26 protein-coding genes and 1 pseudogene are annotated in these 25320 nt (G+C 72.5%); 21 read left to right on the forward strand and 6 right to left on the reverse strand.

Annotated features, from left to right (window positions below):
* Positions 1-294: 294 nt before the first annotated feature.
* The 4 genes from ACIQVL_RS18400 to ACIQVL_RS18415 all read left to right on the forward strand — a co-directional run bounded on the left by ACIQVL_RS18400 (position 295) and on the right by ACIQVL_RS18415 (position 4345).
* Positions 295-1092 (forward strand): aldose 1-epimerase, encoded by a 798-nt coding sequence (locus ACIQVL_RS18400; protein ID WP_403475799.1) that lies wholly within the window; start codon positions 295-297, stop codon positions 1090-1092.
* 10 nt (positions 1093-1102) lie between these two features.
* The gene (pyrE, locus tag ACIQVL_RS18405; RefSeq protein WP_403439803.1) at positions 1103-1651 is read left to right on the forward strand and encodes an orotate phosphoribosyltransferase; all 549 of its coding nucleotides are present in this window, start codon (positions 1103-1105) and stop codon (positions 1649-1651) included.
* Positions 1652-1812: 161 nt separating this feature from the next.
* Complete coding sequence (gene fbaA, locus ACIQVL_RS18410) at positions 1813-2835, forward strand: class II fructose-bisphosphate aldolase (protein ID WP_403439805.1); 1023 nt, start codon at positions 1813-1815, stop codon at positions 2833-2835.
* A gap of 67 nt (positions 2836-2902) precedes the next feature.
* A complete protein-coding gene (locus ACIQVL_RS18415) occupies positions 2903-4345 on the forward strand; it encodes an MFS transporter (RefSeq protein ID WP_403439807.1) in 1443 nt (480 codons plus the stop codon).
* Here ACIQVL_RS18415 and ACIQVL_RS18420 read toward each other — a convergent pair.
* Genes ACIQVL_RS18420 through ACIQVL_RS18430 form a run of 3 tightly spaced genes read right to left on the reverse strand, consistent with a single transcriptional unit; the run spans position 4342 to position 6514 of the window.
* On the reverse strand, positions 4342-5031 hold the full coding sequence (locus ACIQVL_RS18420; RefSeq protein WP_403475800.1) for a hypothetical protein: 690 nt from the start codon (positions 5029-5031) through the stop codon (positions 4342-4344). The genes ACIQVL_RS18415 and ACIQVL_RS18420 overlap by 4 nt on opposite strands.
* Positions 5028-6074: a metallophosphoesterase family protein gene (locus ACIQVL_RS18425; protein ID WP_403475801.1), complete on the reverse strand. Its 1047-nt coding sequence runs from the start codon at positions 6072-6074 to the stop codon at positions 5028-5030. Before ACIQVL_RS18425 ends, ACIQVL_RS18420 begins: the two co-directional genes overlap by 4 nt.
* Positions 6071-6514, reverse strand: coding sequence for a cupredoxin family copper-binding protein (locus tag ACIQVL_RS18430; RefSeq protein ID WP_403475802.1), 444 nt, complete (start codon positions 6512-6514; stop codon positions 6071-6073). Before ACIQVL_RS18430 ends, ACIQVL_RS18425 begins: the two co-directional genes overlap by 4 nt.
* Positions 6515-6691: 177 nt before the next feature.
* Here ACIQVL_RS18430 and ACIQVL_RS18435 point away from each other — a divergent pair, with 177 nt between their 5' ends.
* The 5 genes from ACIQVL_RS18435 to ACIQVL_RS18455 all read left to right on the forward strand — a co-directional run bounded on the left by ACIQVL_RS18435 (position 6692) and on the right by ACIQVL_RS18455 (position 10041).
* Positions 6692-7294: a sigma-70 family RNA polymerase sigma factor gene (locus ACIQVL_RS18435; RefSeq protein WP_403439815.1), complete on the forward strand. Its 603-nt coding sequence runs from the start codon at positions 6692-6694 to the stop codon at positions 7292-7294.
* 25 nt (positions 7295-7319) lie between these two features.
* Positions 7320-8108 carry a zf-HC2 domain-containing protein gene (locus ACIQVL_RS18440; protein WP_403439817.1) on the forward strand — a complete coding sequence of 263 codons (789 nt, stop codon included), beginning with the start codon at positions 7320-7322 and terminating at the stop codon, positions 8106-8108.
* A 176-nt stretch (positions 8109-8284) separates the two neighbouring features.
* Positions 8285-8776 (forward strand): CGNR zinc finger domain-containing protein, encoded by a 492-nt coding sequence (locus ACIQVL_RS18445; protein ID WP_403475803.1) that lies wholly within the window; start codon positions 8285-8287, stop codon positions 8774-8776.
* Positions 8777-9013: 237 nt separating this feature from the next.
* Positions 9014-9442, forward strand: coding sequence for an ATP-binding protein (locus tag ACIQVL_RS18450; RefSeq protein ID WP_403439821.1), 429 nt, complete (start codon positions 9014-9016; stop codon positions 9440-9442).
* 107 nt (positions 9443-9549) lie between these two features.
* Positions 9550-10041 (forward strand): hypothetical protein, encoded by a 492-nt coding sequence (locus tag ACIQVL_RS18455; RefSeq protein WP_403439823.1) that lies wholly within the window; start codon positions 9550-9552, stop codon positions 10039-10041.
* A gap of 29 nt (positions 10042-10070) precedes the next feature.
* On the opposite strand, the gene ACIQVL_RS18460 is transcribed toward ACIQVL_RS18455, so the two are convergent.
* Positions 10071-10490 carry a DUF3151 domain-containing protein gene (locus tag ACIQVL_RS18460; protein ID WP_403439825.1) on the reverse strand — a complete coding sequence of 140 codons (420 nt, stop codon included), beginning with the start codon at positions 10488-10490 and terminating at the stop codon, positions 10071-10073.
* A gap of 195 nt (positions 10491-10685) precedes the next feature.
* Between ACIQVL_RS18460 and ACIQVL_RS18465 the strand changes: the two genes are divergently transcribed.
* From ACIQVL_RS18465 to ACIQVL_RS18520, 12 genes are all read left to right on the forward strand, one after another.
* The gene (locus ACIQVL_RS18465; protein ID WP_403475804.1) at positions 10686-11861 is read left to right on the forward strand and encodes a M23 family metallopeptidase; all 1176 of its coding nucleotides are present in this window, start codon (positions 10686-10688) and stop codon (positions 11859-11861) included.
* A gap of 143 nt (positions 11862-12004) precedes the next feature.
* Positions 12005-12847, forward strand: coding sequence for a tryptophan 2,3-dioxygenase family protein (locus tag ACIQVL_RS18470; protein WP_403439828.1), 843 nt, complete (start codon positions 12005-12007; stop codon positions 12845-12847).
* On the forward strand, positions 12840-14075 hold the full coding sequence (gene kynU / locus ACIQVL_RS18475; RefSeq protein WP_403475805.1) for a kynureninase: 1236 nt from the start codon (positions 12840-12842) through the stop codon (positions 14073-14075). The genes ACIQVL_RS18470 and kynU overlap by 8 nt, the downstream gene beginning before the upstream one ends.
* Positions 14076-14251: 176 nt before the next feature.
* Complete coding sequence (locus ACIQVL_RS18480; RefSeq protein ID WP_403439832.1) at positions 14252-15127, forward strand: alpha/beta hydrolase; 876 nt, start codon at positions 14252-14254, stop codon at positions 15125-15127.
* 220 nt (positions 15128-15347) lie between these two features.
* Positions 15348-16436, forward strand: coding sequence for an alpha/beta hydrolase (locus ACIQVL_RS18485; protein WP_403475806.1), 1089 nt, complete (start codon positions 15348-15350; stop codon positions 16434-16436).
* Entirely contained in the window at positions 16429-17646 is a 1218-nt protein-coding gene (locus ACIQVL_RS18490) for an acyltransferase (protein WP_403475807.1), read from the forward strand. The genes ACIQVL_RS18485 and ACIQVL_RS18490 overlap by 8 nt, the downstream gene beginning before the upstream one ends.
* Entirely contained in the window at positions 17639-19045 is a 1407-nt protein-coding gene (locus ACIQVL_RS18495) for a sensor histidine kinase (protein WP_403475808.1), read from the forward strand. The genes ACIQVL_RS18490 and ACIQVL_RS18495 overlap by 8 nt, the downstream gene beginning before the upstream one ends.
* Positions 19042-19728, forward strand: a complete 687-nt coding sequence (locus ACIQVL_RS18500) for a response regulator (RefSeq protein ID WP_403439839.1) — start codon at positions 19042-19044, stop codon at positions 19726-19728. Before ACIQVL_RS18495 ends, ACIQVL_RS18500 begins: the two co-directional genes overlap by 4 nt.
* A 252-nt stretch (positions 19729-19980) precedes the next feature.
* Positions 19981-20439 (forward strand): TIGR03618 family F420-dependent PPOX class oxidoreductase, encoded by a 459-nt coding sequence (locus ACIQVL_RS18505; protein ID WP_403475809.1) that lies wholly within the window; start codon positions 19981-19983, stop codon positions 20437-20439.
* Between the two features lie 346 nt (positions 20440-20785).
* Positions 20786-22153, forward strand: coding sequence for a sensor histidine kinase (locus ACIQVL_RS18510; protein ID WP_403475810.1), 1368 nt, complete (start codon positions 20786-20788; stop codon positions 22151-22153).
* Positions 22150-22824 (forward strand): response regulator, encoded by a 675-nt coding sequence (locus ACIQVL_RS18515; protein WP_403439842.1) that lies wholly within the window; start codon positions 22150-22152, stop codon positions 22822-22824. The genes ACIQVL_RS18510 and ACIQVL_RS18515 overlap by 4 nt, the downstream gene beginning before the upstream one ends.
* 209 nt (positions 22825-23033) lie before the next feature.
* Positions 23034-23882 (forward strand): MHYT domain-containing protein, encoded by an 849-nt coding sequence (locus ACIQVL_RS18520; RefSeq protein ID WP_403475811.1) that lies wholly within the window; start codon positions 23034-23036, stop codon positions 23880-23882.
* A gap of 75 nt (positions 23883-23957) precedes the next feature.
* Here ACIQVL_RS18520 and ACIQVL_RS18525 read toward each other — a convergent pair.
* Together ACIQVL_RS18525 and ACIQVL_RS18530 are read right to left on the reverse strand one after the other, a co-directional pair.
* Positions 23958-24859, reverse strand: a pseudogene (locus ACIQVL_RS18525) (hypothetical protein).
* A gap of 36 nt (positions 24860-24895) precedes the next feature.
* Entirely contained in the window at positions 24896-25312 is a 417-nt protein-coding gene (locus tag ACIQVL_RS18530) for an ATP-binding protein (RefSeq protein ID WP_403475812.1), read from the reverse strand.
* Positions 25313-25320 lie beyond the last annotated feature (8 nt).

The following is a 25320-nucleotide window of genomic DNA, read 5'->3' on the forward strand; positions in this document are numbered from 1 at the left end:
ACGGCAACCCCCACCGGCCTGCGGCGGAGCGGCTGCCCGCGGCCAAGCCCCTGTCTTTCGGGGGCGCGGGGAACTGCGCGGGCAACCCCCACCGGCCTGCGGCGGAGCGGCTGCCCGCGGCCAAGCCCCTGTCTTTCGGGGGCGCGGGGAACTGCGCGGGCAACCCCCACCGGCCCGCGCAGGAGCGGCTGCCCGCGGCCAAGCCCCTGTCTTTCAGGGGCGCAGGGAACTGCGCGACAAGCCCCCACCCACCCGCACCCGAAACCCGAGGCGCGCCCCCACTACTCTCGTCCCGTGAGTAACGAAGACATCACGCTGACCGCAGGCGACGCCACCCTCCACCTGCACCCCGGCAACGGCGGCCGGATCGCCGGACTCGAGGTCGGCTCCCTCGAACTTCTCCGGCAGGGCGACCGTTTCGGCTGCTTCCCGATGGTTCCCTGGTGCGGCCGGATCAGGGACGGCCGTTTCCTCGACGGCGCCACCGTCGTCCAGATGCCCCTCAACTCCCCGCCGCACGCCATCCACGGCACCGCCCGCGACGGCGCCTGGCGCACCGCGCGGGTCTCGGCGACCGAGGCCGTCATCACGCGCGAACTCGGCGCCCCCTGGCCGCACCCCGCCCGCGTCACCCACGTCGTGCAGCTCGCCGAGGACTCGCTGACGCTGACGATGTCCGTGGAGACGTACGACGACTCCTTCCCGGCGCAGATCGGCTGGCACCCCTGGTTCAACCGCAACCTCGGCGGCCAGGACGCCCAGGACGTCCAGGTGGACTTCGCCCCCGCCTGGCAGGAGGAGCGCGGCGACGACCACCTGCCCACCGGCAACCGCATCGCCCCGCAGCCCGGCCCCTGGGACGACTGCTTCGGCATGCCCGACGGAGTCGACGTCACCCTCACCTGGCCGGAGCAGCTGCAGCTGAAGGTCACCAGCCGCGAGCAGTGGGTCGTGGTCTACGACGAGCAGGTGGAGGCGGTCTGCGTGGAGCCGCAGACCGGCCCGCCCAACGGGCTGAACACCCTGCCCCGCCTCGTCACGCCCATCGAGCCCCTGGAAGCCGCCACCACCTGGACCTGGCGCCGCCTCTAAGCTGGTCGGCATGAGCGACGTACGTGCTGAGCTGCTGCAACAGATCAAGGACAAGGCCGTGGTGCACGGCAGGGTGACCCTGTCGTCGGGGCTGGAGGCCGACTACTACGTCGACCTCCGCCGCGTCACCCTCGACGGCGAGGCCGCCCCGCTGGTCGGCCAGGTGCTGCTGGACCTGACCGCCGACCTGGAGTACGACGCCGTCGGCGGGCTCACCATGGGCGCCGACCCGGTGGCCGGCGCCATGCTGCACGCGGCCGCCGCCCGCGGAAAGCGTCTCGACGCCTTCGTCGTGCGCAAGGCGGCGAAGGCGCACGGCATGCAGCGAAGGGTGGAGGGGCCGGAGATCAAGGGCCGGCGCGTCCTGGTCGTCGAGGACACCTCCACCACCGGCGGCTCCCCGCTCACCGCCGTGGAGGCCGTGCGTGAGGCCGGTGCCGAGGTCGTCGGCGTCGCCACCATCGTGGACCGCGCCACCGGCGCCGCCGAGAAGATCCAGGAGGGCGCCGGGGTGCCGTACCTGTTCGCCTTCTCGAAGGATGAACTGGGACTGGACTGAACAGCGGGTTGACGACTGGGATTGACCCGGATTTGACCGGCGCGTGGAGCATCGGTTCATGTCTGGAAAGATGGGGACGACGATGACGTCGCCCCCAAGGTCTAGGTCAGGGCCGTAGGAAAAGCAGCAGTACGCCGACCCGCACACTCAAGGAGCGGACAATGCCCATCGCAACCCCCGAGGTCTACAACGAGATGCTCGACCGGGCGAAGGCAGGCAAGTTCGCCTACCCGGCCATCAACGTCACCTCAAGTCAGACCCTGCACGCGGCGCTGCGCGGCTTCGCGGAGTCGGAGAGCGACGGCATCGTCCAGATCTCCACGGGTGGGGCCGAGTTCCTGGGCGGCCAGTACAAGAAGGACATGGTCACCGGTTCGGTGGCGCTCGCCGAGTTCGCGCACATCGTCGCCGAGAAGTACCCGGTGAACATCGCGCTGCACACGGACCACTGCCCGAAGGACAAGCTCGACGGGTACGTCCGTCCGCTGCTCGCGATCTCCGAGGAGCGGGTGAAGAACGGCCGCAACCCGCTCTTCCAGTCGCACATGTGGGACGGCTCCGCCGAGACCCTCGCCGACAACCTGGCCATCGCGCAGGAGCTCCTGGAGCAGGCCCGCCGCGCCAACATCATCCTCGAGGTCGAGATCACCCCGACCGGTGGCGAGGAGGACGGCGTCTCCCACGAGATCAACGACTCGCTGTACACGACCGTCGAGGACGCGATCCGCACGGCCGAGGCGCTCGGCCTCGGCGAGAAGGGCCGCTACCTGCTCGCCGCCTCCTTCGGCAACGTGCATGGCGTGTACAAGCCGGGCAACGTCGTGCTCCGCCCCGACCTGCTGAAGGAACTGGCCGACGGCGTGGCCGCCAAGTTCGGCAAGCAGTCGCCGTTCGACTTCGTCTTCCACGGCGGCTCCGGCTCCACCGAGCAGGAGATCCGCACCGCGCTGGAGAACGGCGTCGTGAAGATGAACCTCGACACCGACACCCAGTACGCCTTCACCCGTCCGGTCGCCGACCACATGTTCAAGAACTACGACGGCGTCCTGAAGGTCGACGGCGAGGTTGGCTCCAAGAAGACCTACGACCCGCGCACCTGGGGCAAGCTGGCCGAGGCCGGCATGGCCGCGCGTGTCGTCGAGGCCACGCAGAACCTGCGCTCGGCGGGCAACAAGATCAAGTAAGCCGCATTACGGTCAGGACCCGGCGTTCGTCTGTCTACGGCGCCGGGTCCGCTGTATACCTGGAACCATGCCCGACGTCCGGATCGCCTCACCCCAGGGCAAGTGGATCCTGCTCACCACCGTCCTCGGCTCCAGCATGGCGCTGCTGGACTCGACGGTCGTCAACGTCGCCCTGCCCCGCATCGGCGACGACCTGGACGCGAGCCTGTCCGCGCTCCAGTGGACGATCAACGCGTACATGCTGACGCTGGCCGGCCTGATCCTGCTCGGCGGCTCGCTCGGCGACCAGTACGGCCGCCGGAAGATCTTCGTGATCGGGGTCGTCTGGTTCGCGGCGGCCTCCCTGATGTGCGGCCTGGCCCCGACCGACGCCGTCCTGATCGGCGCCCGCGCCCTCCAGGGCATCGGCGGCGCCCTCCTCACCCCCGGCTCGCTGGCCCTCATCCAGGCCTCCTTCCACCCCGACGACCGGGCCCGCGCGGTCGGCCTCTGGTCCGGCTTCGGCGGCATCGGCGCGGCGATCGGACCGTTCCTGGGCGGCTGGCTGGTGGACGGTCCCGGCTGGCGCTGGGTCTTCCTCCTCAACGTCCCGCTGGCCCTGCTCTGCGTCCCCGTCGCCCTGCGGCACGTCCCCGAGTCCGCCGACGGCAGGGCCCACGGCCGCTTCGACGTGCTCGGCGCCGTACTGGGTGCGCTCGCGCTGGGCCTCGTGACCTTCGCCCTGATCGAGGCCGGGACCACCTCGCTGCTCGCCGTCGCGGGCGTCGCGGCCGGCGTGGCCTTCGTGTACGTCGAGAAACGCCGCCAGGACCCGATGCTCCCGCTGGACATCTTCGCGTCCCGCCAGTTCACGGCACTGAACATCGTCACCCTGTGCGTGTACGGCGCGTTCGGCGGCTACTTCTTCCTCACCGCGCTCCAACTCCAGGTGGTGGCGGGCTACTCGGCCCTGGCCGCCGGCACGGCCCTGCTGCCGACGACGGCCCTGATGCTGCTCTTCTCGGCCCGCTCGGGTGCCCTGGCCGACCGGATCGGCCCGCGCATCCCGCTCACGGTGGGCCCGCTGCTGTGCGCCGCCGCGATGCTCCTGATGCTGCGCGTCGGCGAACACGCGGACTACCTGACCGACGTCCTCCCGGCGGTCCTGGTGCAGGGCGTCGGCATGGTCACCCTGGTGGCCCCGCTCACCGCCTCCGTCCTCGCCTCCGTGGACACGGCCCGTGCGGGCATCGCGAGCGGTATCAACAACGCGGCGGCCCGCGCCGCCAGCCTGATCGCGGTGGCGGCGCTGCCGCTGCTCGCCGGGATGGGCCCGGAGGCGTACCGGTCGCCCTCAGCGTTCGACGCCGCGTTCGACCGGGCCATGCCCATCTGCGCCGGTGTCCTGGTGGTCGGTTCGGCCCTGGCCTTCGCCATGGTCCGCCGGCCGGCCCCGGGCTGCGCCCGCCCGGAGTGCCGCACCCACGGGAACGTGACCTCGCCGCCGATCGAGGCGAAGGGCCGGCCCTAGGACAGGCCCTGGCCCCGCCTGCCGAGCAGGGCCGTCCGCAGGTCGTGCTCGGTGATCCGGTCGGCGGGGCGGTCGAGTGTCCAGCGGTGGGCCCGGCCGCCGTCCATGGGCAGTACCTCGACGACGGTCTCCAGCCTCGGGCGGCCGGGTGCGTCCCGGCCGAGCTGGCGGATGACGACGGCGGTGTCGTCGTCCAGGCCGAGCAGGACGCGCACGGTGTCCCTCAGTTCGCGCAGCCGCGGGCTCGGCCAGGCGCTTCCCGGGCGTGGTTCCAGGGGCATGGAAGGTGCCTCCTGCCGTCCGGCCGCGGTCGAGGCCAGCTGCCAGGCCGCGAGGAACACCAGCGTGCCGGTCTCGGCGAGGAGGCTGAGGCCGGCCTGCGGTGCGGGCTGCAGACCGCGCTCGGTGAAGCCGAAGACGCCGACCGTGCGCGAGGCCGCGAAGCCGCCCAGGGCGCCGAGTGCGACGCCGGCCGCGGCGGCCCGCAGCAGCAGGGGCGGCGTCCCCGCCGCCAGCAGGACCGCGAGGGCGAAGGAAGCGCCGGCCTGGAGGAGGAACAGGGGGCCGATGACGTGGACGTAGCGGTACCCGTCGACGTACAGCTGGGCGTGGACGTATCCGCCGGCGGCGAGGGTCGCGGCGGTCGCCCACCGCAGGGCGGGGGCGAGGAGTCTTCGGTGGTTCATGCCAGCCTCTCGTCCTTGACGGCCAGTTCGCGGTCGCCCCGGCGGTAGCCGACGCTGCGGATGCCGAGCGCCTCCTTGAGCTGCCGGGCGGGGACGACCTGCGGGGTGGGGGCGGGGGCACGGCCCGGTCTGGGCAGCGGGTAGGCGGTGGTGGTGGCGGAGTGGAAGGTGATGTTGCCCTCGGTCTTGGTGAACAGCTGGTGGACGTGCCCGTTGAGGCAGGTGACGGAGGAGAAGCGGCGCAGCAGGGCGATGACCTTGAGGGCGTCGTCGGTGCTCCAGCCCCACTTCGGGTACATGGCGAACAGCGGGATGTGGCTGAAGACCACGACGGGGGTGTCCGAGGACAGCCCGGCGAGGTCCTTGCGGACGAAGTCGATCTGGCTGTTGCCGAGGTGGCCGAGCTTCTCCAGGCTCAGGGTGTTGACCAGGGCGATGAAGTGCACGCCGTGGGTGTCGAAGCTGTACCAGCCGTCGCCGAGCGTGCCCGCGCCGAAGGCCCGCCGGTAGGCGCGGCCCGCATCCCCGATGGAGTCGTGCTCGCCCGGCACGGTGAAGACCCGGTCCGTCCTCAGCCCGGACATCATCTGCTTGACCTGGTCGAACTGCCCGGCCGTGGACAGGTGGGTGAGGTCGCCGCTGTGCATGACGAAGTCCGGCCGGAAACCGAGCGAGTTGACCTGGTGGACCGCCTCGGTGAAGGAGCCGGCCACGTCCGTGTTCGCCGGGCCCTGGAAGCCGATGTGGCTGTCGGAGACCTGCACGAACCGCAGCGTGCCGCTGCCCGCCGCGGCGGCGTCGGTGGCACCGGCGGCGCCCGTGGTGCCCGTGGCACCCGTGGCGGCTTCGGCGGTGGAGCCCCGGGAGCCGGCGATCTGGCTGACCACCTCCCCGCCGGCCACGGTCAGCACCACCGCACCGCCGAACCACCCGGCGTGCCGCATGAGCTGGCGACGCGTCATGCCGTGTTCCGTGGCGGGTTCGGGCGGCTCACCGGATTCGTCGTGGCCGTCGTAGGCGTCGTAGCCGTCGTAGGCGGTCATCGGGTCACCTCCACGGTGGCGGTCATGAACGGATGGATGGTGCAGAGGTAGGCGTAGGTGCCGGGCCTGGTGAACGTGTGGCTGTAGGAGGCGTGGGTGCCCAGGGCGGCGGAGTGCAGCGGACCGCCCGCTTCGGTGCTGGTGACGGTGTGGGCCTCGGTGTCCTGGTTGGTCCAGGTCACCGTCGTACCCACCGGCACCTTCAGCGTGGCCGGCGCGAAGGCGAAGTTCTTGATCGCGACGGCGGTCCCGCTGACCGACCTGCCCGTGCTCGGGCGGCTCATGGGCATGTTCATGGTGGGCATCGACGAGGAGTGCGGCGGCCCGCCGCACGCGCTGAGCAGCCCCAGCGTGCCGATGGCGGCCAGGGCCAGCCCGGCCGCGGCGCGTGATCGTCGGTCTCGGGCGCGGGAGTTCGGGGGGTGGTGTGTCCGGTTCACGTCTGATCCGTCCTTTGCTCGCGTGGGTCGGTTCCTGTCCGGCTCCACGGACGGCAGCGGTCAGACGGTTCGGTATATATGCACTTTTCCGGAATTTCTTCGCGCCGATGCGGAGAGCTGTCCGCACCGTGCTCTGCGTTACAGGACAAAGAACTACATGTGGGCGATCATCGACTTATGCCTCGGAGTTTCCGAAAGCGTGACCCAAGGGTCGATCCGGATCGGTCCGCGCGCCGTGTCTCCGGTAGAGGAGCGCTTTCGACCGCGGACGAGGAGCTGCTGCGCACTCTGTACGCGGAGCACGCAGGGCCCCTGTTCCACTACGTGCTGCGACTGACATCGGGAGATCGGCAATGGGCGGAGGACGTGGTCCAGGAGACCCTGCTGCGGGCGTGGCAGCACCCCGCGGCGTTCGAGCCCGCACGCGGCCCGGCCCGCGCCTGGCTGTGCACGGTCGCCCGGCATCTGGTCATCGACGCCCACCGGGCCCGGCGGGCCCGGCCGGCCGAGGCGGGCGGCGAGGTGCTGGAGCGGGTCGCCGAGCAGACGCCGGGCGAGGACGAGATCGAGCAGGCACTGCAGAGCTGGGCGGTTGCCGACGCCCTGCGGGCGCTGTCCCCGGATCACCGCGCGGTGCTGCTGGAGACCTACTACCGGGGGCGGACCATGGCGGAGGCCGCACAGGTGCTGGGCATTCCGCTGGGCACCGTGAAGTCGCGCACGTACTACGCCCTGCACGCCCTGCGGCTGGCGCTCCAGGAGCGGGGGATCGAGCCGTGACCGTGATGTGCGGGAGGTGGTGACCGTGGGTGCGGAGCATGACACCCTGCGGCTGGCGCTGGGTGGATACGTCCTGGGCACACTGGCCCCCGCGGAGACGGAACGGGTACGGGTCCACCTCGCGGAGTGCGACGAGTGCCGGGCCGAACACGCCCGGCTGGCGGGGCTGCCCGCGCTGCTGGCGACGGTGACCGCGGCCGAGGCCGAGGCCGCGGGCGGGCCGATGCCGGCGGCCGACGGCGACCTGGCCGACCGGCTGGTGGCCCAGGCGGCCGAGAGCGCACAGCTCTCCTCGCCCGCACCGGCCGCGGCGCCGCCGCGGGCACCGCAGACGGGGGTGCTGGAGAGCCTGCTCCAGCGGGCCGCGGTCCGGCGGCGCAGGAGCCGCCGCCTGCAACTGGCGGGCGCCGCCGCCTCCCTGGCGTTCGTCGCGGCGGCGGCCGGCGGCACGTGGCTGGCCACGGTCGGAACCGTGACCAGTCAGGCGACGCCGCCCGGTGCGACCGCGCCGACCGCCTCGCGCACGTTCTCCGGCAGCGACCCCGCCACCGGCGTCACCGCCTCGGTGCGGGTCTACCCCGCCGCCTGGGGGAGCGTCCTCCAGGTCCACGCCAAGGGGGCGCCCGCCGGAATCACCTGCCGGCTCCAGGCCGTCGGGCCCGGCGGCGCGAGGGCGGACGGCGCCACCTGGCGGGCGGGTGAATACCCTCCGGGCACCACGGTCCAAGGGGCGGTCGACATGTCCCCGGGGGCCATCCAGCACTTCGAGATCGTCGCGGGCGACGGCCAGAAACTCGTCACCATCCGGTCGTGAGGCGTCGTGGTCGTGGCCGCTGCCGCTGCCGGGAGTGCCGTTGACGAGCGGCGGATCAGCTGACAAGTGACCGGTCGGTGACTTTCAGGCTTCGTGATCGCAGTCTTCTCGGGCTTGCGGGGGACGGTCCTGGTCTTGTCGGGGTGCCCGTGAACCGCGGAGCACAACTTGGGAACGTGACGCGGTTGGCCGTCGAGCCGGCCCATACCGGGACCCTCGACCAGCATGGCGAACTGGTCGCCGCGTTCTTCGCGGAGCACGAGGTCGTTCCGCCGCCGGGCGGTGACCACGGCGAGTTGCCGGACATCGTGCGCACGGCCTTGGCGCAGTCGGTCGACGGTGCCGCCCCCGAAGCCGTGCACCGCCTGCTGCGCGACTACCCGCCGGAAACGCACCTGTCCGACCATGACGGACTCGGCGGCTGGCACGTCCACTTCAGCCGCAACGGCACCCCGGCCCGGCGCTGGGTCGGCCAGCTGATCGCCGCCAAGCTCGCCCTGGTCGTGGCCGGGGATCCGGCGGTGACGCTGGGGCGGTGCGCCGCGGCCGGGTGCGGAAACCACTTCGTGGACCAGTCACGGAATCGGACGCGCCGGTTCTGCTCCAACGCGTGCGCGAGCCGGACGACGGTCGCGGCCTACCGGGCCCGGACGGCAAGGAACTCCTAGCGGAATCGGTTGTGGAGTCGTCGCCCAGGGCACGGCACCCCTGCCGATGCCGCAGGCCTCCGTCGAAGCTCGCGAAATTGGTCACAAAAGGCGCGAACGGCTCGAACCGTTGGACATGTGCCGTCCGTGGAACTGAATGAGCGCGCCACCGCAGGACCGGAACACCGACCCTCCCGACACCGTCGGAGGTCACTCCCCATCCCGGTCTCCGCACCTCCACGGAAGAGCCAGAAGACCATGTTCGTGACCGATTCGCCCCGCCCGAGTTCACTGCCCGGCGAGCCCTGCCGCTACCAGGCGCTGCTGACCCTGCCCGCGCAGGAGGCGCATGTCCCCGCCGCCCGTCACTTCGCGGCCGACCTGCTGGAGACCTGGAGCGTGCCCGCGAACGAGCGGGACTCCGCCGTTCTCATCGTGGACGAACTCGCCGCCAACGCCGCCCAGTACGGCCGTGAGCGCATGACCCTGTCGCTCGTCCTCGACCACGGCACCCTGCACATCGTGGTCACCGACTCCGGCATGACGGTGGAGCGCCGGCACCGCGACGCGGCTCCCGACGAGCACGGCCGCGGCACCGGCATCGTCCAGTACCTCGCCCAGTCGACCGAGGTCCACCAGACCCGCGGCGGCCGCGAGGTCCGCGCCTGCCTGAGGTGTTCGGCATGACCGCCCCGAGCGAGTCGCGACACCGGGGCGGACGACCCCGCGAGTGGGCCTTCGCGACCCACAGGCCGTGCCCTGTCGACGACTGCCCGGGACGGGTCGGGATTCCCATGCGGTCCACGGCGCATCCATCGGCCCTCGATCAGGGCGGTCACGGCGGTCACGGCGATCAGGGCGGTCGCGGCGAGCCCGGCCACGGCACGGTGCCGTGCCGACGCTGCGGCACCGGCCCCCGCGCCTACGCGGACGCGCCCGACCTGCGCCGCGAGATGCACCGGCTGCTCGCGCTCGGGGCGGAGCGCGACGGCCGCCGGGCCGGGCCCGGCACCCGCACCCCGGCCGACGTCGACACGACGGCCGCCGAACGGGCCTGGCTGCTGCGCAGGGCTGCCCTCATGGACCGGATGGCCCTGGGCGGCGGCTCCGGGCCGGCCGCGGCCGCCGCGGAGACCGCCGAGCAACTGGTCCGGTACGACCGCCGCCATCCCGGCCTGGTGGCCGGCCCGTACCACCCCGACGCGATCACGCTCGCCCGCAGGCGCCTGCTCTACGTCCGCCAGGAGTACGCCGCCTGGACGGCTGCCGGGTGCCCCGGAACCTGAACCGCCCTGCCGCCCGTGGCTGTCCGTGGCTAACCGTGCAGCTCGGTGTACGCCTCCGCGCTGCTGTCCTTCAGGAACTGCCAGCAGCGCTCGTTCTCGTCCTTCTCGCCGATCTCACCGGCGGCGCGGGCGAGCCCGGCGAGGCAGCGCAGGAAGCCCCGGTTGGCCCGGTGCTCCCAGGGAACGGGGCCGTGCCCCTTCCACCCGGCGCGGCGCAGGGCGTCAAGGCCGCGGTGGTAGCCGGTGCGCGCGTAGGCGTACGACTCGACGACCGCGCCGCGCTCGAACGCCTCGTCGGCGAGCAGCGCCCAGGCCAGCGAGAAGGTCGGGAACTTCGCCGCCACCTCAACGGGAGCCAGCGACTCCTCGCTCAGCAGGCGGTACGCCTCTTCGTTCTCCGGCAGATACGTCGGCTCCGGGCCGCCGAGCAGGTTCGTGTGCGTCGTCATGGCGCAAGTCTGCCACCGCAGAGAACCTCACCCCGCGTCCCGTCGTCTTCCAGACCGCCCGGTCCGTCGGCGACCGTCGGCGTGACGGCAGGCGTGAGGGCAGGGGGACGGCCGGCGTGAGGGCAGGGCGACGGCAGGGGGACGGCCGGCGTGGGGGCAGGGCGACGGCAGGCGTGACGGCAGGGGGGAGCGCACGTGCATGATCCGATGCCCCGCGGGCAGCCGGCGGAGGCCGACGCCCTGGCCCGCTTTCTCACCGCGGACCCGGAGCAGTGGCCCCGGCTCGCCCCGCGGGTGACGGCGGCGGTCGGCATCCCGGCGCTGGAGCGGATCGTGCACGCCACGAACGCCCGGATCGGCGAGTTCGGCACCGTCACGGACGGCCCGGACGGGCTCATCGTGTCCGGCAGCACGGGCCGGGTGCGGGCCTGGGCCCAGACGGCCCCCGGCGGCGAGCTCACCGCCCTGCGCATCGAGGGTTCCCGCTACACCCCGTCCGGGCGCCGGCTGCCCGCACGCCTCGCCTGGACGGTCGTCCTCGTCCTGGTCGCCGCCTGGAACGTCCTGATCCTCTGGACGGCCGGCGATCGCACCGCCTGGACCGCCGACCTGGCCGTCCTCGCCGCGTTCTACGTGGTCGTCGAGGGCTGCGGCGCACCGGCGATGCAACCCCGTCCGCTCAGACGGGCGGTCGAGGCGGGCGCGGTGGCCGCCCTCGCCTCGGCCTGGCGGCTGCCGGGGCTGCCGGCCGGAGCCGGCCTGTCCGGACTCGCCGTCGGGCTCGTCCTGCTCGCGGGTGCCGGGTGGCTGGTCACCGCCGCCCGGCTGCACCGCAGGCCCGCCCCGCTCTCCCGGCCGCTGCGGTTCCCGCTGGAGGGCGCCTGGTACGTCGTACAGGGCGGCGGCCCGGCGGTGAACCACCACGCCCGGGTGCCGGAGCAACGCGCCGCCCTCGACCTGGTCGCGCTCGGCCGGTACGGCACCCGTACCCGGCCCGGCCGCGAACCGACGGCGTACGCCGCCTACGGGCAGCCGGTCAGGTCCCCCTGCGACGGCACGGTGGTCTCTGCCGCCGACGGCATCCCCGACCAGCGCCCGGGGGAGATCCGCTACCAGCCGCCGTACGGCAACCACGTGTTCCTCGACACCGGCCGGGAGATCGTGAAACTGGCCCACCTGCGCCCCGGCTCGGTGACGGTGAGGGAAGGCGACACGGTCCGGGCCGGGCAGGTGCTCGGCGAGGTCGGCAACAGCGGTAACAGCACCGAGCCCCACCTGCACCTGCACGCGGAACGCGACGGAGTCGGGCTCGACCTGGCGTTCGAGGGTGTGTCCGGACGGCTGTACCGGGGGCGGACGGTCCGCGGCTGAGTGGTGACCGCCGGACGGGGGCTCCCGACGGGCGGGCCTTGCCGTATCCGGGTTACGTTGCGGAAGATGCCGGTGGGGACCGGGGCCCCCGTGTCGGCATCGGCAGGGGCGGACCGCTACCCGGAGTACAGCAGGAGACAGCGATGTCCCATGAGGCTCTCGAAACCAACGAGCCCGAGACCCCGCATCTCGACTTCGCCGGCACGACGCCGTACGAGGACTACGTCAAGGCGGACGTGCTCACCCACCTCCAGCACACCCTCTCCGACGATCCCGGAGAGATGGTCTTCCTGGTCACGACCCAGGTGATGGAGCTGTGGTTCACCGTCATCGTCCACGAGTGGGAGACGGCCGCGGCGGCCCTGCGCGGGGACGACATCCCCACCGCGATCGCCGCGCTGAAGCGTTCCGTCCGCGAGCTGGAGGCGCTGAACGCCTCCTGGCGGCCGCTCGGCCAGCTCACCCCGGCCCAGTTCAACTCCTACCGGTCCGCCCTCGGCGAGGGCTCCGGCTTCCAGTCGGCGATGTACCGGCGGATGGAGTTCCTGCTCGGCGAGAAGTCCGCGTCCATGCTGGTCCCGCACCGCGGTGCGCCCCGTGTGCACGCGGAACTGGAGAAGGCGCTGCACGAGCCGAGCCTGTACGACGAGGTGGTGCGGGTGCTGGGGCGGCGGGGGTATGCGATCCCGGACGCGGTGGTGGTGGAACGTGACATATCACTGCCCTATGCACCTTCCGAGGCCGTCGAGGCCGCCTGGACCGCCGTCTACTCCGGCGCCGAGGACGCCGACCTCGCCCGCCTCGGCGAGGCCCTGACCGACGTCGCCGAGCTCGTCTGGCGCTGGCGCAACGACCACCTGGTCGCCACCCGCCGCGCGATGGGCGCCAAGGCCGGCACCGGCGGCTCGGCCGGGGTCGCCTGGCTGGAGAAGCGCGCCCGCAAGAACGTGTTCCCGGAGCTGTGGACGGCGAGGTCCCATGTCTGAGCGGGCCCTGAGGGCGGAGAAGCTGGACGCCGAGGACGAGCTGGCCGGGGTGCGCGCGCGCTTCGTCCTCGACACGGTGTCCGATCACGCGGCCGACGTCGCGGGCGTCTACCTGGACGGCAATTCGCTGGGCGCCCTGCCCGCGCACGTCCCCGGCCGTGTCGAGGACGTCGTCCGGCGGCAGTGGGGCGAGCTGCGGATCCGGTCCTGGGACGAGAGCGGCTGGTGGACGGCGCCGGAGCGGATCGGCGACCTGATCGCCCCGCTGATCGGCGCGGCGGCCGGCCAGATCGTGGTCGGCGACTCGACAAGTGTCAACGTCTTCAAGGTACTTGTGGGTGCGGTACGGCTGGCGGGGGAGGACCGCGACGAGATCCTGGTCGACGCGACGACCTTCCCGACGGACGGCTACATCGCCGAGTCGGCCGCCCGGCTGACGGGCCGCACCCTGCGCCCGGTCACGCCGGCCGAGGTCCCCGGTGCGCTGGGTGACCGCACCGCCGCCGTACTCCTCAACCATGTCGACTACCGCACCGGACGCCTCCACGACCTGCCCGGCCTCACCGCCGCGGTCCACGCGGCCGGGGCCGTGTCCGTCTGGGACCTGTGCCACAGTGCGGGCGCGCTGCCGGTGGGCCTCGACGAGCACGGGGTCGACCTGGCGGTCGGCTGCACCTACAAGTACCTGAACGGCGGCCCGGGTTCACCGGCGTACCTGTATGTCCGACGGGAGCTGCAGGACCGCTTCGACTCCCCGCTCCCCGGCTGGAACTCGCATGCGGAGCCCTTCGGGATGCGCCCGGCGTACGAACCGGCGGGCGGGGCGGTACGCGGTCGCGTCGGCACCCCGGACATCCTTTCCATGCTTGCCCTGGAGGCGGCGCTGGAGGTGTGGGAGGGGGTGCCGGTGGCGGCGGTACGCGCCAAGTCCCTTGCCCTGACGGACTTCTTCCTGGAGTGCGTCGAGGCGTACGTCCCGGCGGGCCGCGTGGAGTGCGTGACCCCGGTGGCCCACGAGGAGCGCGGCAGCCAGATCGCGCTGCGCTGCTCCGACGCCGGGGAGGTGATGCGACGGCTGATCGCGCGGGGCGTGGTCGGCGACTTCCGGCACCCGGACGTGCTCCGCTTCGGCTTCACCCCGCTGTACGTCGGCTTCGCGGACGCGGAGCGGGCGGCGCGGGTGCTGGGGGAGGTCCTGGAAGAGGTGACGGGAACGGCCGTCGGCTAGCGACATGGCGACATAGTGATCCCCGGACAGGGGCCGGGACGGTACAGAACCGAGCAATCCTCACCGTGCGTCACATCCGCGCGTCCCCGCACGTCACGGGCCTGATACCGTCCCGGCCAACGGCCGAATTCCCCACCTGGTCCGCCACATTGATCACGTCGCTGAGAGGTTGGAGCATGCCGGACGACGACGCAGCAGCACGGGCCGCCGCCGAGGAGGAGTCGGCCTTCTCGCACCCGCACGTCGCGCCCGACGCCACGGCCGCCTACGGCGACCATCCCGACCAGGTGATCGACTTCTACGCCCCGCGCACCGAGGAGCCGCTGGCCCCGCTGGTGGTGATCCTGCACGGGGGCGCGTGGCGTGCCCCGTACGACCGCGGTCACGTCACCCCGTTCGCCGACTTCCTGTCCCGGCGCGGTTTCGCGGTGGCCAACGTCGAGTACCGGCGCGGTACGACGCTCCCCGCGCAGGGCGGTACGGCCCCGGTGGCGGGCCGCTGGCCGGACACCTTCGACGACGTGGCGGCGGCGCTGGACGCCCTGCCCGCCCTGGTCCGCGAGGCGGTCCCGCGGGCGGACCTGCGCCGTACGGTCCTCACCGGCCACTCGGCCGGCGGCCACCTGGCGCTGTGGGCGGCGGCACGGCACGTCCTCCCGGCGGACGCCGCGTGGCGCACCTCGGCTCCCGCGCCGCTGCGGGGTGTCGTGGCCTTGGCGCCGATCGCGGACTTCGCGATGGCCGAGAAGCTGGACGTCTGCGGCAACGCGGCTCTGCAACTCCTCGGCGGCGACGAGAAGTTCGCCGACCGCCAGCCGTATGCCGACCCCGCGCTCCTGCTCCCGACCGGCATCGCGACCACCCTGGTCCAGGGCCGCACGGACGTGGTCGTCCCGCAGGCGGTCGCCGAGTCCTACGCGGACGCGGCGGCCAAGGCGGGCGAGGTGGTGGGCCTGACGCTCCTGGAGGAGGTCGGCCACTTCCCCCTCATCGACCCGGCGGCGGACGCCTGCGCGGTGGTGGCGGAGGAGATCGCCCAACTGGCCTGGTGAGTGCGGTTGCTGGTGAGTGCGGTTGCTGGTGAGTGCGGTCGGCCGGGGGGCCTGGCCGGCCTGGTGACGGGCCGCCCCTGAGCGTTCCCCCGCATACCCGTAGTACCTGAGAGCTACTACCCAGGTGAGCTCCCGGGCGGGACGCGAACGACGCGGTCCGGTCCGTAATTTCCCGATCAGAACAGCCCGACGGCCGGGCGACTGAACGGGGGGACCGACCATGACGGTGGTGACGGGGGAGCTGCGGGCGCCCAGGCAGCGGCAGGACGGGCGGCAGGACGGGCGGCAGGGCGAGCGGGACGGGCCGGACCGGGGGCGTCGGCGGGGGCGGCTGCGCCGGACTCTTCTCGCCGCCCTCCTCGCCGCCGCCGTGGTCCTCCCGCTGTCCGCGGCCGTCCGGCCCGGGATCCCCGCCCCGCCGCCCGCCGCTCTCCCCGCCCGTCTCACCCCGGCCGCCCTCGCCACCGCCTACGCGGCCAACCGCGGGAACGCCGCCGCGGCCGCCCGCATGGCCGCCGCCGACGGGGACCTCTCCCGCGCCGCCGCCGACCGCGCCCTGGCGTCCCCCTCCCGTCACCTCCTCCGCTTCGACGCCCGAGGCGACGGCCAGGTCACCGAGGTCTTCGGCGATCTGCCGCACGCGACGCGCGTCGCCGTCCTGGTCCCCGGCTCGGACACCACGCTCGACACCTACGCCCGCTTCCGCGCGGCGGCCGACTCCCTGTACCGGCGTCTCACCCGGGAACACCGAACCCACGACCACGGGCGGCGACGCACCCGGGTCGCCGTGGTCGCCTGGCTCGGCTACCGCACCCCCGCCACGATCAGCACCACCGTCCTCACATCGGGCCGGGCAGGCCAAGCCGCTCCGCTGCTGCGCGAGTTCATCGGCGGACTGCGCACCCTCACCGCCCCCGGGCGGGCGTCCGTCGCCCTGCTGTGCCACTCGTACGGCACGGTGGTCTGCGCCCGTGCCGCGCCCGCCCTCACCGGCCTGGGCGTCACCGACATCGCCCTGGTCGGCAGCCCCGGTACCGGCGCCGGCTCGGCCGCGGCCCTGCACACCTCCGCCCGTGTCTGGGCGGCCCGGGGAGCGGCCGACTGGATAGCCGAGGTCCCGCACGTCCGCGCCGGCCTGTTCGGCACAACCGTCGGCTTCGGCACCGACCCGGTCTCCCCGGCCTTCGGCGCCCGCGTCTTCGCGGCGGGCCCCGGCGGCCACAGCGACTACTTCACCCCGGGCTCGGCCTCCCTGGCCAACCTCGCCCGGATCGTCCTCGGCGAGACAAGGGAGGTCACCCGTGCGTAAGCCGCCGACACCCCGCCTCCGCGACCGCGCACGACACCGCGTCCGGCACTTCGCCCTCCGCGTCGACGCCGCCACCCCGCCCGGCCGGGACCGCGCCGTGGACGCCCTGCGCGCGGTCGCCGTCCTCGGTGTGGTCCTGGGGCACTGGCTGGTCACGGCACTGGTGGCGGACGGCGGCGAGCTGCACACCGGCAGCCCTCTCCAGCAGCTGCCGCGGCTGGCGCCGGTCTCCTGGCTCTTCCAGACCCTGGCCGTGTTCTTCCTGGTCGGCGGCCACGTCGCCACCCGCAGCTACGCCACCGCCCGGTCCGAGGACACCCCGTACCACCGCTGGCTGACGGCCCGTCTGTCCCGCCTCGCCCGGCCGGTCGCCGCGCTCCTCGTCCTCTGGACGATCGTGACCGCCGCGCTCCTGCTGTCCGGTACCGACTTCACCACTGTCCGCACCCTCGCCAAACTCGCCCTGTCACCCCTCTGGTTCCTCGTGGTCTTCGCGGCGCTGACGGCGGCGACCCCGCTCGTCGCCCGGCTCAACCCGCTGTGGCCGCTGGCCGTCGTTCTCCATGTGGACCTGCTCCGTTTCGGCTTCGGCGCCCCGCCCGGCATCGGCTGGGTGAACCTGGCGGCCGGCTGGCTGGTGCCGTACTCCCTGGGCGCCGCCTGGACCCGCGGCGAACTGGACCGCCCGCGCGCCGGGTGGGTCCTGCTGATCGGCGGTACGGCGGCGACGGCCGGCCTCGTCGCGTGGGCGGGCTACCCGGCGTCGATGGTCGGCGTGCCCGGCGCGTCCGTCTCCAACCTCGACCCGCCCACCCTGGCCGCCGTCACCTTCGGCCTGGCCCAGTGCGGCCTCGCCCTGCTGCTGCGCGAGCGGCTGCGCCGTGCGATGCGCCGTCCCCCGGCCTGGGCGGCGGTCGCCCTCGTGAACCTCTCCGCGATGACGATCTTCCTCTGGCACCAGACGGCCCTCATGGCGACCACGGCCACTGGTCTCCTGTTCGGCCGCCTGCCCGGCCTCCACACACCCCCCGACCACCTCGGCTGGGTCGCGGCCCGCCTGCTCTGGCTGCCGGCCTTCGCCCTGATGCTGGGCCTGTGCTGGGCGGCGTTCCACGGGTACGAGCGCGGCCGCTCCCGGATCCGCTCGCGCGTCGTGCGGACCCGCCCCGCGTCCGACCGGGCGACGCCGACGGGAGCCCGCCATGTCTAGGCTGATCACCGTGACGGAGACGGGGGGCCGGCGGCCGGAGTGGATCGGGACCGGCCGCGTGCTGCGCTGGCTGCGGATGCTCCGCGACGACCTGTGCACCGTCCGCGTCGACCCGCTGCCCCCCTCGGTATGGCTGCGCTGGCTGCCGCACGGCGTGCTGTGCCTGGCGGCGCTGGGCATCACCATCGGCGGCATCGCCCAGCTCCAGGACAACGGGCAGCTCGTCGCCGGTCTCGCCTTTCCGCTCGGCCTCGCGCAGGGCGGCGCGGTGCTCCTCGCGATGTGGCGGCCCGTCCCGGCGTGGTGGATGTCGTGGGGGGCCATGCTGGTGGGCGCCGTCGCGCTGCACGGCGGGCTGGGCAGGACCCCGGGGGTCCGGTTCACCTGGCCCTGGCCCGTGGCCGGGATCATCGCGCAGCTGCTGGTCCTGCTGCTGCTCGCGCTGCGGGTCCGGGCCCGGGTGGCCGTCGAGGCACTGGCCGTGACCGTGCTGCTCACCTGGCTGCTCGACGGCGTCTGGGGTGCGCCGCCGCACCAGTCGACCTCGGTGGTGACCGTCGTCCTGGCCGTGATCGTCGTGGCGCTCGGCACGGCGCTGCGCGGCCGCCGCGAGGCGCGCGCGGAGCTCGGCCGCCAGGCCTCGCTCACCGCGGAGGAGCGGGCCCGGCGCACCCTGCTGGAGGAGCGCAGCCGGATCGCGCGTGAGCTGCACGACGTGGTCGCCCACCACATGTCGGTCATCTCCATCCAGGCGCAGGTCGCCCCGCACCTGGTGGAGAACCCGCCGGACGAGCTGCGCGAGAACCTCGACGGCATCCGGCACAACGCGCTGGAGGCGCTGACCGAACTGCGCAGAGTGCTGGGCGTCCTGCGCTCCGGGAGCCCCGACGAGGACGCGCCCGACGACGGCCCCGGCACCGGCCCGCACAGCCCGCAGCCCACCCTGGACCAGCTGGACAGGCTGGTCGAGAACACCAGGGCGGCCGGTCTGACCGTCACCACCAGGATCAACGGCGAGCGGCGCCCGATGCAGTCGGGCGTGGAGCTGTCGGCGTACAGGATCGTGCAGGAGGGGCTGAGCAACGTCCTGCGGCACGCGCCGGGGGCGACCGCGCATGTCGAGATCGAGTACATCCCCTACGGACTCCTGCTGTCCGTGGCGAACTCCCGGCCGACCCGGCCCGCGCCGCCGTCGCCGGGCGCCGGGCACGGGCTGCTCGGCATGCGGGAGCGGGCCACGATGCTCGGCGGGTCGCTCTCGGCGGGCCCCCTGGCGGACGGCGGCTACCGGATCTTCGCGGAGATCCCGGCCACCGCGCCCGGCTTGCTGGCCCGCAGGACCGCGGACCCCACCACCGGTACCACCCGTGCCCCCGACCCGAAGGACGACCGCGCATGACGAGCAGCACCGGCAACCCCATCCGGGTGGTCATCGCCGACGACCAGCAGATGGTCCGGCAGGGCTTCACCGTGCTGCTGAACGCCCAGCCCGGCATCGAGGTGGTCGGTCAGGCGGTGGACGGCCTGGACGCGGTGGCCAAGGTCGCCGAACTCGGCCCGGACGTCGTCCTCATGGACATCCGCATGCCCGAACTGGGCGGCATCGAGGCCACCCGCCGGATCGTCGGTGCGCACCCGCACATCAAGGTGCTGGTGCTCACCACCTTCGACCTGGACGAGTACGTGTACGAGGCGTTGCGCTCCGGCGCGTCCGGGTTCCTGCTGAAGGACGCGTCCGCGGACAAACTGGCGGAGGCGGTACGGGTGGTGGCCGCCGGCGACGCGCTGCTCGCGCCCGGCATCACCCGGCGCCTGATCACCCAGTTCTCCCAGCTGGACGGGGGCGGGGTGCGTGCCCCGCTGAAGGCGCGGATCGCCGATCTGACCGAGCGCGAGACGGAGGTCCTCGCCCTGATCGCGCAGGGCCTGTCGAACGCGGAGATCGCCCAGCGGCTGGTCGTCGCCGAGCAGACCGTGAAGACGCACGTGGGCCGCATCCTGGTGAAGCTGGGCCTCAGAGACCGCACCCAGGCAGCGGTGTTCGCGTACGAGTCCGGGCTGGTGCGGCCCTCCGGTTACTGACCGAAAACCAGCCGGTTCGCAGAATTCGAAGGCCGCCTGGTCGGGAACGCGCCGGCGGAGGGTGGGGCATTACCCGGGGAGGCACGTGGGTTCACCCGGGCCCACGGCTTCGGCTGGTCTCGGCTGGCTGTCAACGTGGTGTAGGAGCCTCGCGGACATGAGTTACGACTTGGCGGTCTGGGAAGGCAGAAGTGGGCGTTGGGCTTATGGAGTCCATGAAATTGCCGGGCGGCCAAGGACGTTGATCACTTCATGACTCAACGACCAGCGCCTCGCTCACTGTCCGACGAAGCCCTCTCCAGCTTGCTTGGCCAGCAGCAGTTCGGCACGCTCGCCACCATCAAACGCAGTGGCCACCCCCACCTCACAACCATGGCGTACAGCTGGGATCCCGGAGCGCGCATTTTGCGGTTCTCAACCACGGCCGACCGGGTCAAAGTCCAGCACCTGCGGCGCAATCCACGTGCGGCGCTGCACGTGTCGGGCGGCGACGTGTGGTCGTTTGCCGTGGCTGAAGGCGAGAGCGTGGTCTCTGAGAGCACGACTGTTCCCGGGGACGCGGTCGGGCGGGAACTGCTCGGGATGATCCCGAAGGCAGGGAGGCCCGAGGACGAAACTGCGTTCCTGGAAGAGTTGGTTGCCGAGCGCCGGGTGGTAATCCGGATGAAGGTGGACCGGCTGTACGGCACGGTGCTCGACATCGACGGCTAGGACATATCGGATCCGTGCTGGTCACAGCCACTCGTTGAGGACTGCGACCAGCATGGTCGTCTCGTATTGGACGGCAAGCTTATTGCCGCCTCGTTGCCTCGGCCCGTGGCGCTTGAGGCGGTTTATCCTGCGCAACCCCTATGCCTGGGTGGGCCCTCACCTGCTCACTTGCACTGCTCCCCGCACCGAGGCCCTCACGGAATCCGCGTGTACTCCGATTGGCCGCCCGCCGCTCCCCGCCGCTCCCCGCCGCTCGCCGGCGTACCCGTAGTACCTGAGAAGGACGGCCGAGGACCCTTCTCACTGGTGACGACGGCGACCCGGCCCTGCGCCTACGGTCGTGTACGTGACCGAGACGACCCACACGCAGCCGATGCCGCCGGAGCCGCCGGACAGCGCGTTCGAGCCGTACAAGCCGCGCAGTCCGGAGTTCCGGGCGGCGATGGACGCCCTGCGCGGACTGCGGCAGGACCTGTTCCACGACGCCTTCGCCTACCGCCCGCTGCCCGCGGCGAGCACCGACAGCGCCCTCGCCCGCCGGCTCCCCGGCCGGCTGCGGGAGTACGCGGCCTGGGCGCCGCACGCCCTGATCTGCGCGGGCGGCCTCGTCGCGATGCTCATCGCCTCCGACAGCGGCGTGAACGGCGCGGCGCTCAACCTGGGTCTCGGTCTGCTCGCCCTGGCCCCGGTCCTGCTGACCATGGTGCGGCCCGTCGGCGCGTTCTGGCTGTCGATGGCGGCGACACCGGTCGCGGCCGCCCTGGGGAGCGACTGGGACAGCGAGTGGCCCTGGCTGCCAGGCAGTTACGCCTGTCACCTGTTCGTGCTCACCATCGTGGCGATACGCACCAGGCCGCGTACGGCGGCCTGGATGTGGGTGCTGACGGCGGTGTACGGGGTCATGGCGGAGACGGGCTTCCGGGGCGGCCACTACTTCGACTCCGACACCATGGGGCTGCTGTTCCTGTCCGCGCTGTCCCTGCTGGGCGTGACGGTCCGGCACATACGCAGCGCGGCCCGGCAGGAGGTGACCGCCCAGCAGACGGTGACGGCACACGAGCGGTCCCGGCGCACGCTCCTCGAAGAGCGCACGACGATCGCCCGCGAGCTGCACGACGTGGTCGCCCATCACATGTCCGTCGTCGCCATCCAGGCGGAGGCCGCTCCCTACCGGGTGGACAACCCGCCGCCGGAGCTGGAGAAGGCGTTCGTCACGATCCGGGAGAACGCGGTGGCGGCGCTCACCGAACTGCGCCGCGTGCTGGGCGTGGTCCGCGCGGAGGACTACGAGGCGCCGGACGCCCCGCAGCCCACCCTCGCCGATCTGGACGCGCTGCTCGACAACGTGCGGGAGGCGGGCCTCGTGGTCGACAAGGGGGTGACCGGCGCGGTCCGTGAACTCCCGCAGGGCGTGGAGCTGTCGGCGTACCGGATCGTCCAGGAGGCGCTGAGCAACACCCTGCGCCATGCGCCGGGAGCGGGTGCCCGGGTCGAGATCGGCTACGTCATCGGCGGCCTGGGCCTGCGCGTGGTCAACGGCCCGCCGCCGCGGCCCGCCCTGGTCAAGCCGTCCCCCGGCGCCGGCCACGGCATCACGGGCATGCAGGAGCGGGTCTCCATGCTGAACGGCCAGATGACGGCGGCCCCGACGCCCGAGGGAGGCTACGAGGTGACGGTGTTCCTGCCGGCCACCGCCACCGGGGGTGACGCATGACCGTGCGCACCATCCGCGTGGTGATCGCGGACGACCAGATGATGGTGCGCGAGGGCTTCTCGGTCCTGCTGAACGCGATGCCGGACATCGAGGTCGTCGGCGAGGCCGTCAACGGCCGTCAGGCGGTGGACCGGGTCCGGGAACTCGCCCCGGACGTGGTCCTGATGGACATCCGCATGCCCGAGCTGAACGGCATCGAGGCGACGCGGGAGATAGTGGCCGCCGACGCGACGTCCAAGGTCCTGGTCCTGACCACGTTCGACCTCGACGAGTACGTGTACCAGGCCCTGCGCGCCGGGGCCTCCGGCTTCCTCCTCAAGGACGCCTCGGCCCGTCAGCTCGCCGACGGCGTCCGGGTGGTGGCCGCGGGCGAGGCCCTCCTGGCGCCCTCGGTCACCAGGCGCCTGATCACGGAGTTCTCCAGGCTCTCCGACATCCCGCGCCTGATGCCCACGGCCCACGCCGCCTACGGCGACCTCACGGACCGCGAGACGGAGGTCCTGGTCCTCATCGCCCAGGGCCTGTCCAACGCGGAGATGGCCGAGCGGCTGGTGGTGGCCGAGTCGACCGTGAAGACCCACGTCAGCCGGATCCTGGTGAAGCTGGGTCTCAGGGACCGTACCCAGGCGGCGGTGTTCGCCTACGAGGCACGGCTGGTGACGCCGGGGTAGCACAGGGAACGCACATGCCACGTGCACAGGCGTTGTGCACAGTCGTCGCGCACAGTCGTTGTTGCGATTCGATCGCGGGCGGTACAGGTGTGGATACAGCGTGCTCCAGTTGTGTTTGAATGGTGAAGGAACCAGCCAGGTGGCTGGTTTCAGCTGTCTCTCGTCCCCCCTCCCCACCGTCCCTGTTTCGCGTGAAGAAAGTTGCCGCGATGACCGCTGACGTGTCCGAATTCCATTACGGCCTGGTCACCCCGATAGCCGCCTACCTGATGGCCTGCCTGGGCGCCGTGCTGGCCCTGCGCTGCACGACCCGTTCGATCGGCCGGGGCCGTGGAGAGAAACGTTTTGGCTGGCTCGCCCTGGGTGCGGTCTCCCTCGGCTGCGGCATCTGGACCATGCACTTCATCGCGATGATCGGCTTCAGCGTGGACGGCGCCCTGGTCAGCTACGACGCGGGCCGGACGGTGCTGAGCCTCGTCGTCTGTATCGCGGTGGTCGCCGTCGGCGTCTTCCTGGTCGGCTACCGGGGTTCGGGCCCGGCCACCCTGGGCACCGCGGGCGTCCTCACCGGTCTCGGTGTGGCGGCGATGCACTACCTCGGCATGACCGCCATGAACACCGGCGGCACCGTGCACTACGACACCACGGTCGTCGTCCTCTCCGTGGTGATCGCCGTGGTCGCCGCGACCGCCGCGCTCTGGGCGGCGGTGTCGATCAGCGCGGTCTGGGCCACCGTGGGCGCAAGCCTGGTGATGGGCGCGGCCGTCGCGACCATGCACTACACCGGCATGGCCGCGGTGAGCGTCCACGTCGCCCAGACACAGACGGGCGGCCAGTCCTCGACGAGCCTGCTCGCCTTCCTCCTGGTCATGCTGGCCGGCCCGGTGGCGGCCCTGATCCTGGCAGCGGCCGTCGTCATGTTCGACCCGGAGGTCGTGGGCGGCCAACGCGACTGGACCACCCCTGACCAACTCGCCCCCGCCGCCCCCGCGGCCCACCCCTGGCCCCCCACCGACCGCCCGCAGCAGTCCCTGGCGGACCGGCGTTACACGTCCTGACCCCGAGCGCCGGCCGGGTGCTGGCTCGGGCCAGGACCCGGCTCCGTTCGGTCGGTTGAACCGGTGACGGCGCGGTCAGCCGACGTCTTCGGCGAGCAGGTCCGCCGCCTCGTGCGCGTGGACCGCCTGCTGCGCCCAGCTCTCGAGCTGCTCCGCGTCGGTACAGGCCAGCACATGCTCCCGCAGGGCATCCGGCACCACGAGGCCCCGCCAGTCCAGGATCTGCAGCACCATCTCGGCCTTGGCCTGGGCCCGGCCTTCCTCGCGGCCTTCTTCCCGGCCTTCTTCGCGGACCTTCTCGGCGACCTCATGCCGGAAGAAGTAGTGGACCGCCATCATCAGCTCCTTCCACGTCTGCCTGGCTTCCGCATCGACCAGGCACGATTCGACGAACTGCGCGAGCATTCCCGCGCTCTCGGTATCAGTGGTCTCCAAGGCTGCCGCCAGTGGCTTCAGTATGGCAGCGGCGCGGGGACCCTTACCATGCGTCATCGCCGAGAACGCCGTGAGGAACACGTCCCGCGAGGCCTCCGCCTCGTCGGTGATCAGCGGGACGTTCTCCGGACCCAGCACGAGCGGCCGCACGGTGAGCGAGTGCCACCCGGGCAGCCCGAGCCGAATGGGCCGCGCCGCCCAGCGGGCCGTGGACGCGCTCTGGGTCAGGACGATCAGCACGGGCTCCCAGCCGTACTTGGCGTGGAGGTAGCTGAGGTAGTACGCCCAGCTGCTCCGCTTGCCGTTGTCCCGCTTTCCCTGGGACCCGACGACCAGCAGATACGTGCCTTCCTCCGACTCCACCCGTAACAGCGTGTCCACCCGCCGCTCGACCGGTTCGATCTCCGTCAGATCCGCGTTCAGCACCGCGAAGTCACGCGGTTCCGGGATCGGATGCGCAGCACACGCTGGAGGGTGCGGGTGAAACCCGCCGGGTCCTTCTGGCAGAGCTGGTGCAGGCCCTCGTGCGACGAGCTCACCATCGGTTCTCCTTCCCATATGTCGTGACGATCAACGAGCTACGCCGCGACAAGGTCACACCACACGTACTTGCCCCGGTTCCCGAACCGCGACAGCGGCTGCCACCCCCACAGGTCGGAGCAGGCCCGGACGAGTGGCAGTCCTCTGCCGCCGTCCGCTTCGTCGCCCTCGGCGGGCACCTTCGACTCGCCGGGAAGGACGGGAGGCTCGGGATCCGCGTCCCACGCGCCCACTCGCAGCACCCCGCCCGCCCAGCGCACCCGCAGGGCCACCGGGCCCTTCGTGTGCCGTACGGCGTTGGTGACCAGCTCCGCCGCGAGCAGTTCCGCCGTGTCGACCAGCGTGATCAGGTCGTGCATCGTGAGGATCAGCCGCAGGGTACGGCGGCAGATCGGGACGGCTCGGGGGTCGTTGGGGAGGTAGAGGGAGTACTCCCAGGAGTCGCTTTCGGGCATGCGTGAAC

Source organism: Streptomyces sp. NPDC090499 (genome assembly GCF_044769305.1).
Taxonomy (GTDB): domain Bacteria; phylum Actinomycetota; class Actinomycetes; order Streptomycetales; family Streptomycetaceae; genus Streptomyces.

What these genes read in the sequence shown, in the direction of transcription:
- pyrE (WP_403439803.1), top strand. Translation starts at nt 1,103, where the DNA reads ATGAGCGACGTACGTGCTGAGCTGCTGCAACAGATCAAGGACAAGGCC.
- fbaA (WP_403439805.1), top strand. Translation starts at nt 1,813, where the DNA reads ATGCCCATCGCAACCCCCGAGGTCTACAACGAGATGCTCGACCGGGCG.
- ACIQVL_RS18415 (WP_403439807.1), top strand. Translation starts at nt 2,903, where the DNA reads ATGCCCGACGTCCGGATCGCCTCACCCCAGGGCAAGTGGATCCTGCTC.
- ACIQVL_RS18420 (WP_403475800.1), bottom strand. Translation starts at nt 5,031, where the DNA reads ATGAACCACCGAAGACTCCTCGCCCCCGCCCTGCGGTGGGCGACCGCC.
- ACIQVL_RS18425 (WP_403475801.1), bottom strand. Translation starts at nt 6,074, where the DNA reads ATGACCGCCTACGACGGCTACGACGCCTACGACGGCCACGACGAATCC.
- ACIQVL_RS18435 (WP_403439815.1), top strand. Translation starts at nt 6,692, where the DNA reads ATGCCTCGGAGTTTCCGAAAGCGTGACCCAAGGGTCGATCCGGATCGG.
- ACIQVL_RS18450 (WP_403439821.1), top strand. Translation starts at nt 9,014, where the DNA reads ATGTTCGTGACCGATTCGCCCCGCCCGAGTTCACTGCCCGGCGAGCCC.
- ACIQVL_RS18455 (WP_403439823.1), top strand. Translation starts at nt 9,550, where the DNA reads ATGCGGTCCACGGCGCATCCATCGGCCCTCGATCAGGGCGGTCACGGC.
- ACIQVL_RS18460 (WP_403439825.1), bottom strand. Translation starts at nt 10,490, where the DNA reads ATGACGACGCACACGAACCTGCTCGGCGGCCCGGAGCCGACGTATCTG.
- ACIQVL_RS18470 (WP_403439828.1), top strand. Translation starts at nt 12,005, where the DNA reads ATGTCCCATGAGGCTCTCGAAACCAACGAGCCCGAGACCCCGCATCTC.
- kynU (WP_403475805.1), top strand. Translation starts at nt 12,840, where the DNA reads ATGTCTGAGCGGGCCCTGAGGGCGGAGAAGCTGGACGCCGAGGACGAG.
- ACIQVL_RS18480 (WP_403439832.1), top strand. Translation starts at nt 14,252, where the DNA reads ATGCCGGACGACGACGCAGCAGCACGGGCCGCCGCCGAGGAGGAGTCG.
- ACIQVL_RS18485 (WP_403475806.1), top strand. Translation starts at nt 15,348, where the DNA reads ATGACGGTGGTGACGGGGGAGCTGCGGGCGCCCAGGCAGCGGCAGGAC.
- ACIQVL_RS18495 (WP_403475808.1), top strand. Translation starts at nt 17,639, where the DNA reads ATGTCTAGGCTGATCACCGTGACGGAGACGGGGGGCCGGCGGCCGGAG.
- ACIQVL_RS18500 (WP_403439839.1), top strand. Translation starts at nt 19,042, where the DNA reads ATGACGAGCAGCACCGGCAACCCCATCCGGGTGGTCATCGCCGACGAC.
- ACIQVL_RS18505 (WP_403475809.1), top strand. Translation starts at nt 19,981, where the DNA reads ATGACTCAACGACCAGCGCCTCGCTCACTGTCCGACGAAGCCCTCTCC.
- ACIQVL_RS18515 (WP_403439842.1), top strand. Translation starts at nt 22,150, where the DNA reads ATGACCGTGCGCACCATCCGCGTGGTGATCGCGGACGACCAGATGATG.
- ACIQVL_RS18520 (WP_403475811.1), top strand. Translation starts at nt 23,034, where the DNA reads ATGACCGCTGACGTGTCCGAATTCCATTACGGCCTGGTCACCCCGATA.
- ACIQVL_RS18530 (WP_403475812.1), bottom strand. Translation starts at nt 25,312, where the DNA reads ATGCCCGAAAGCGACTCCTGGGAGTACTCCCTCTACCTCCCCAACGAC.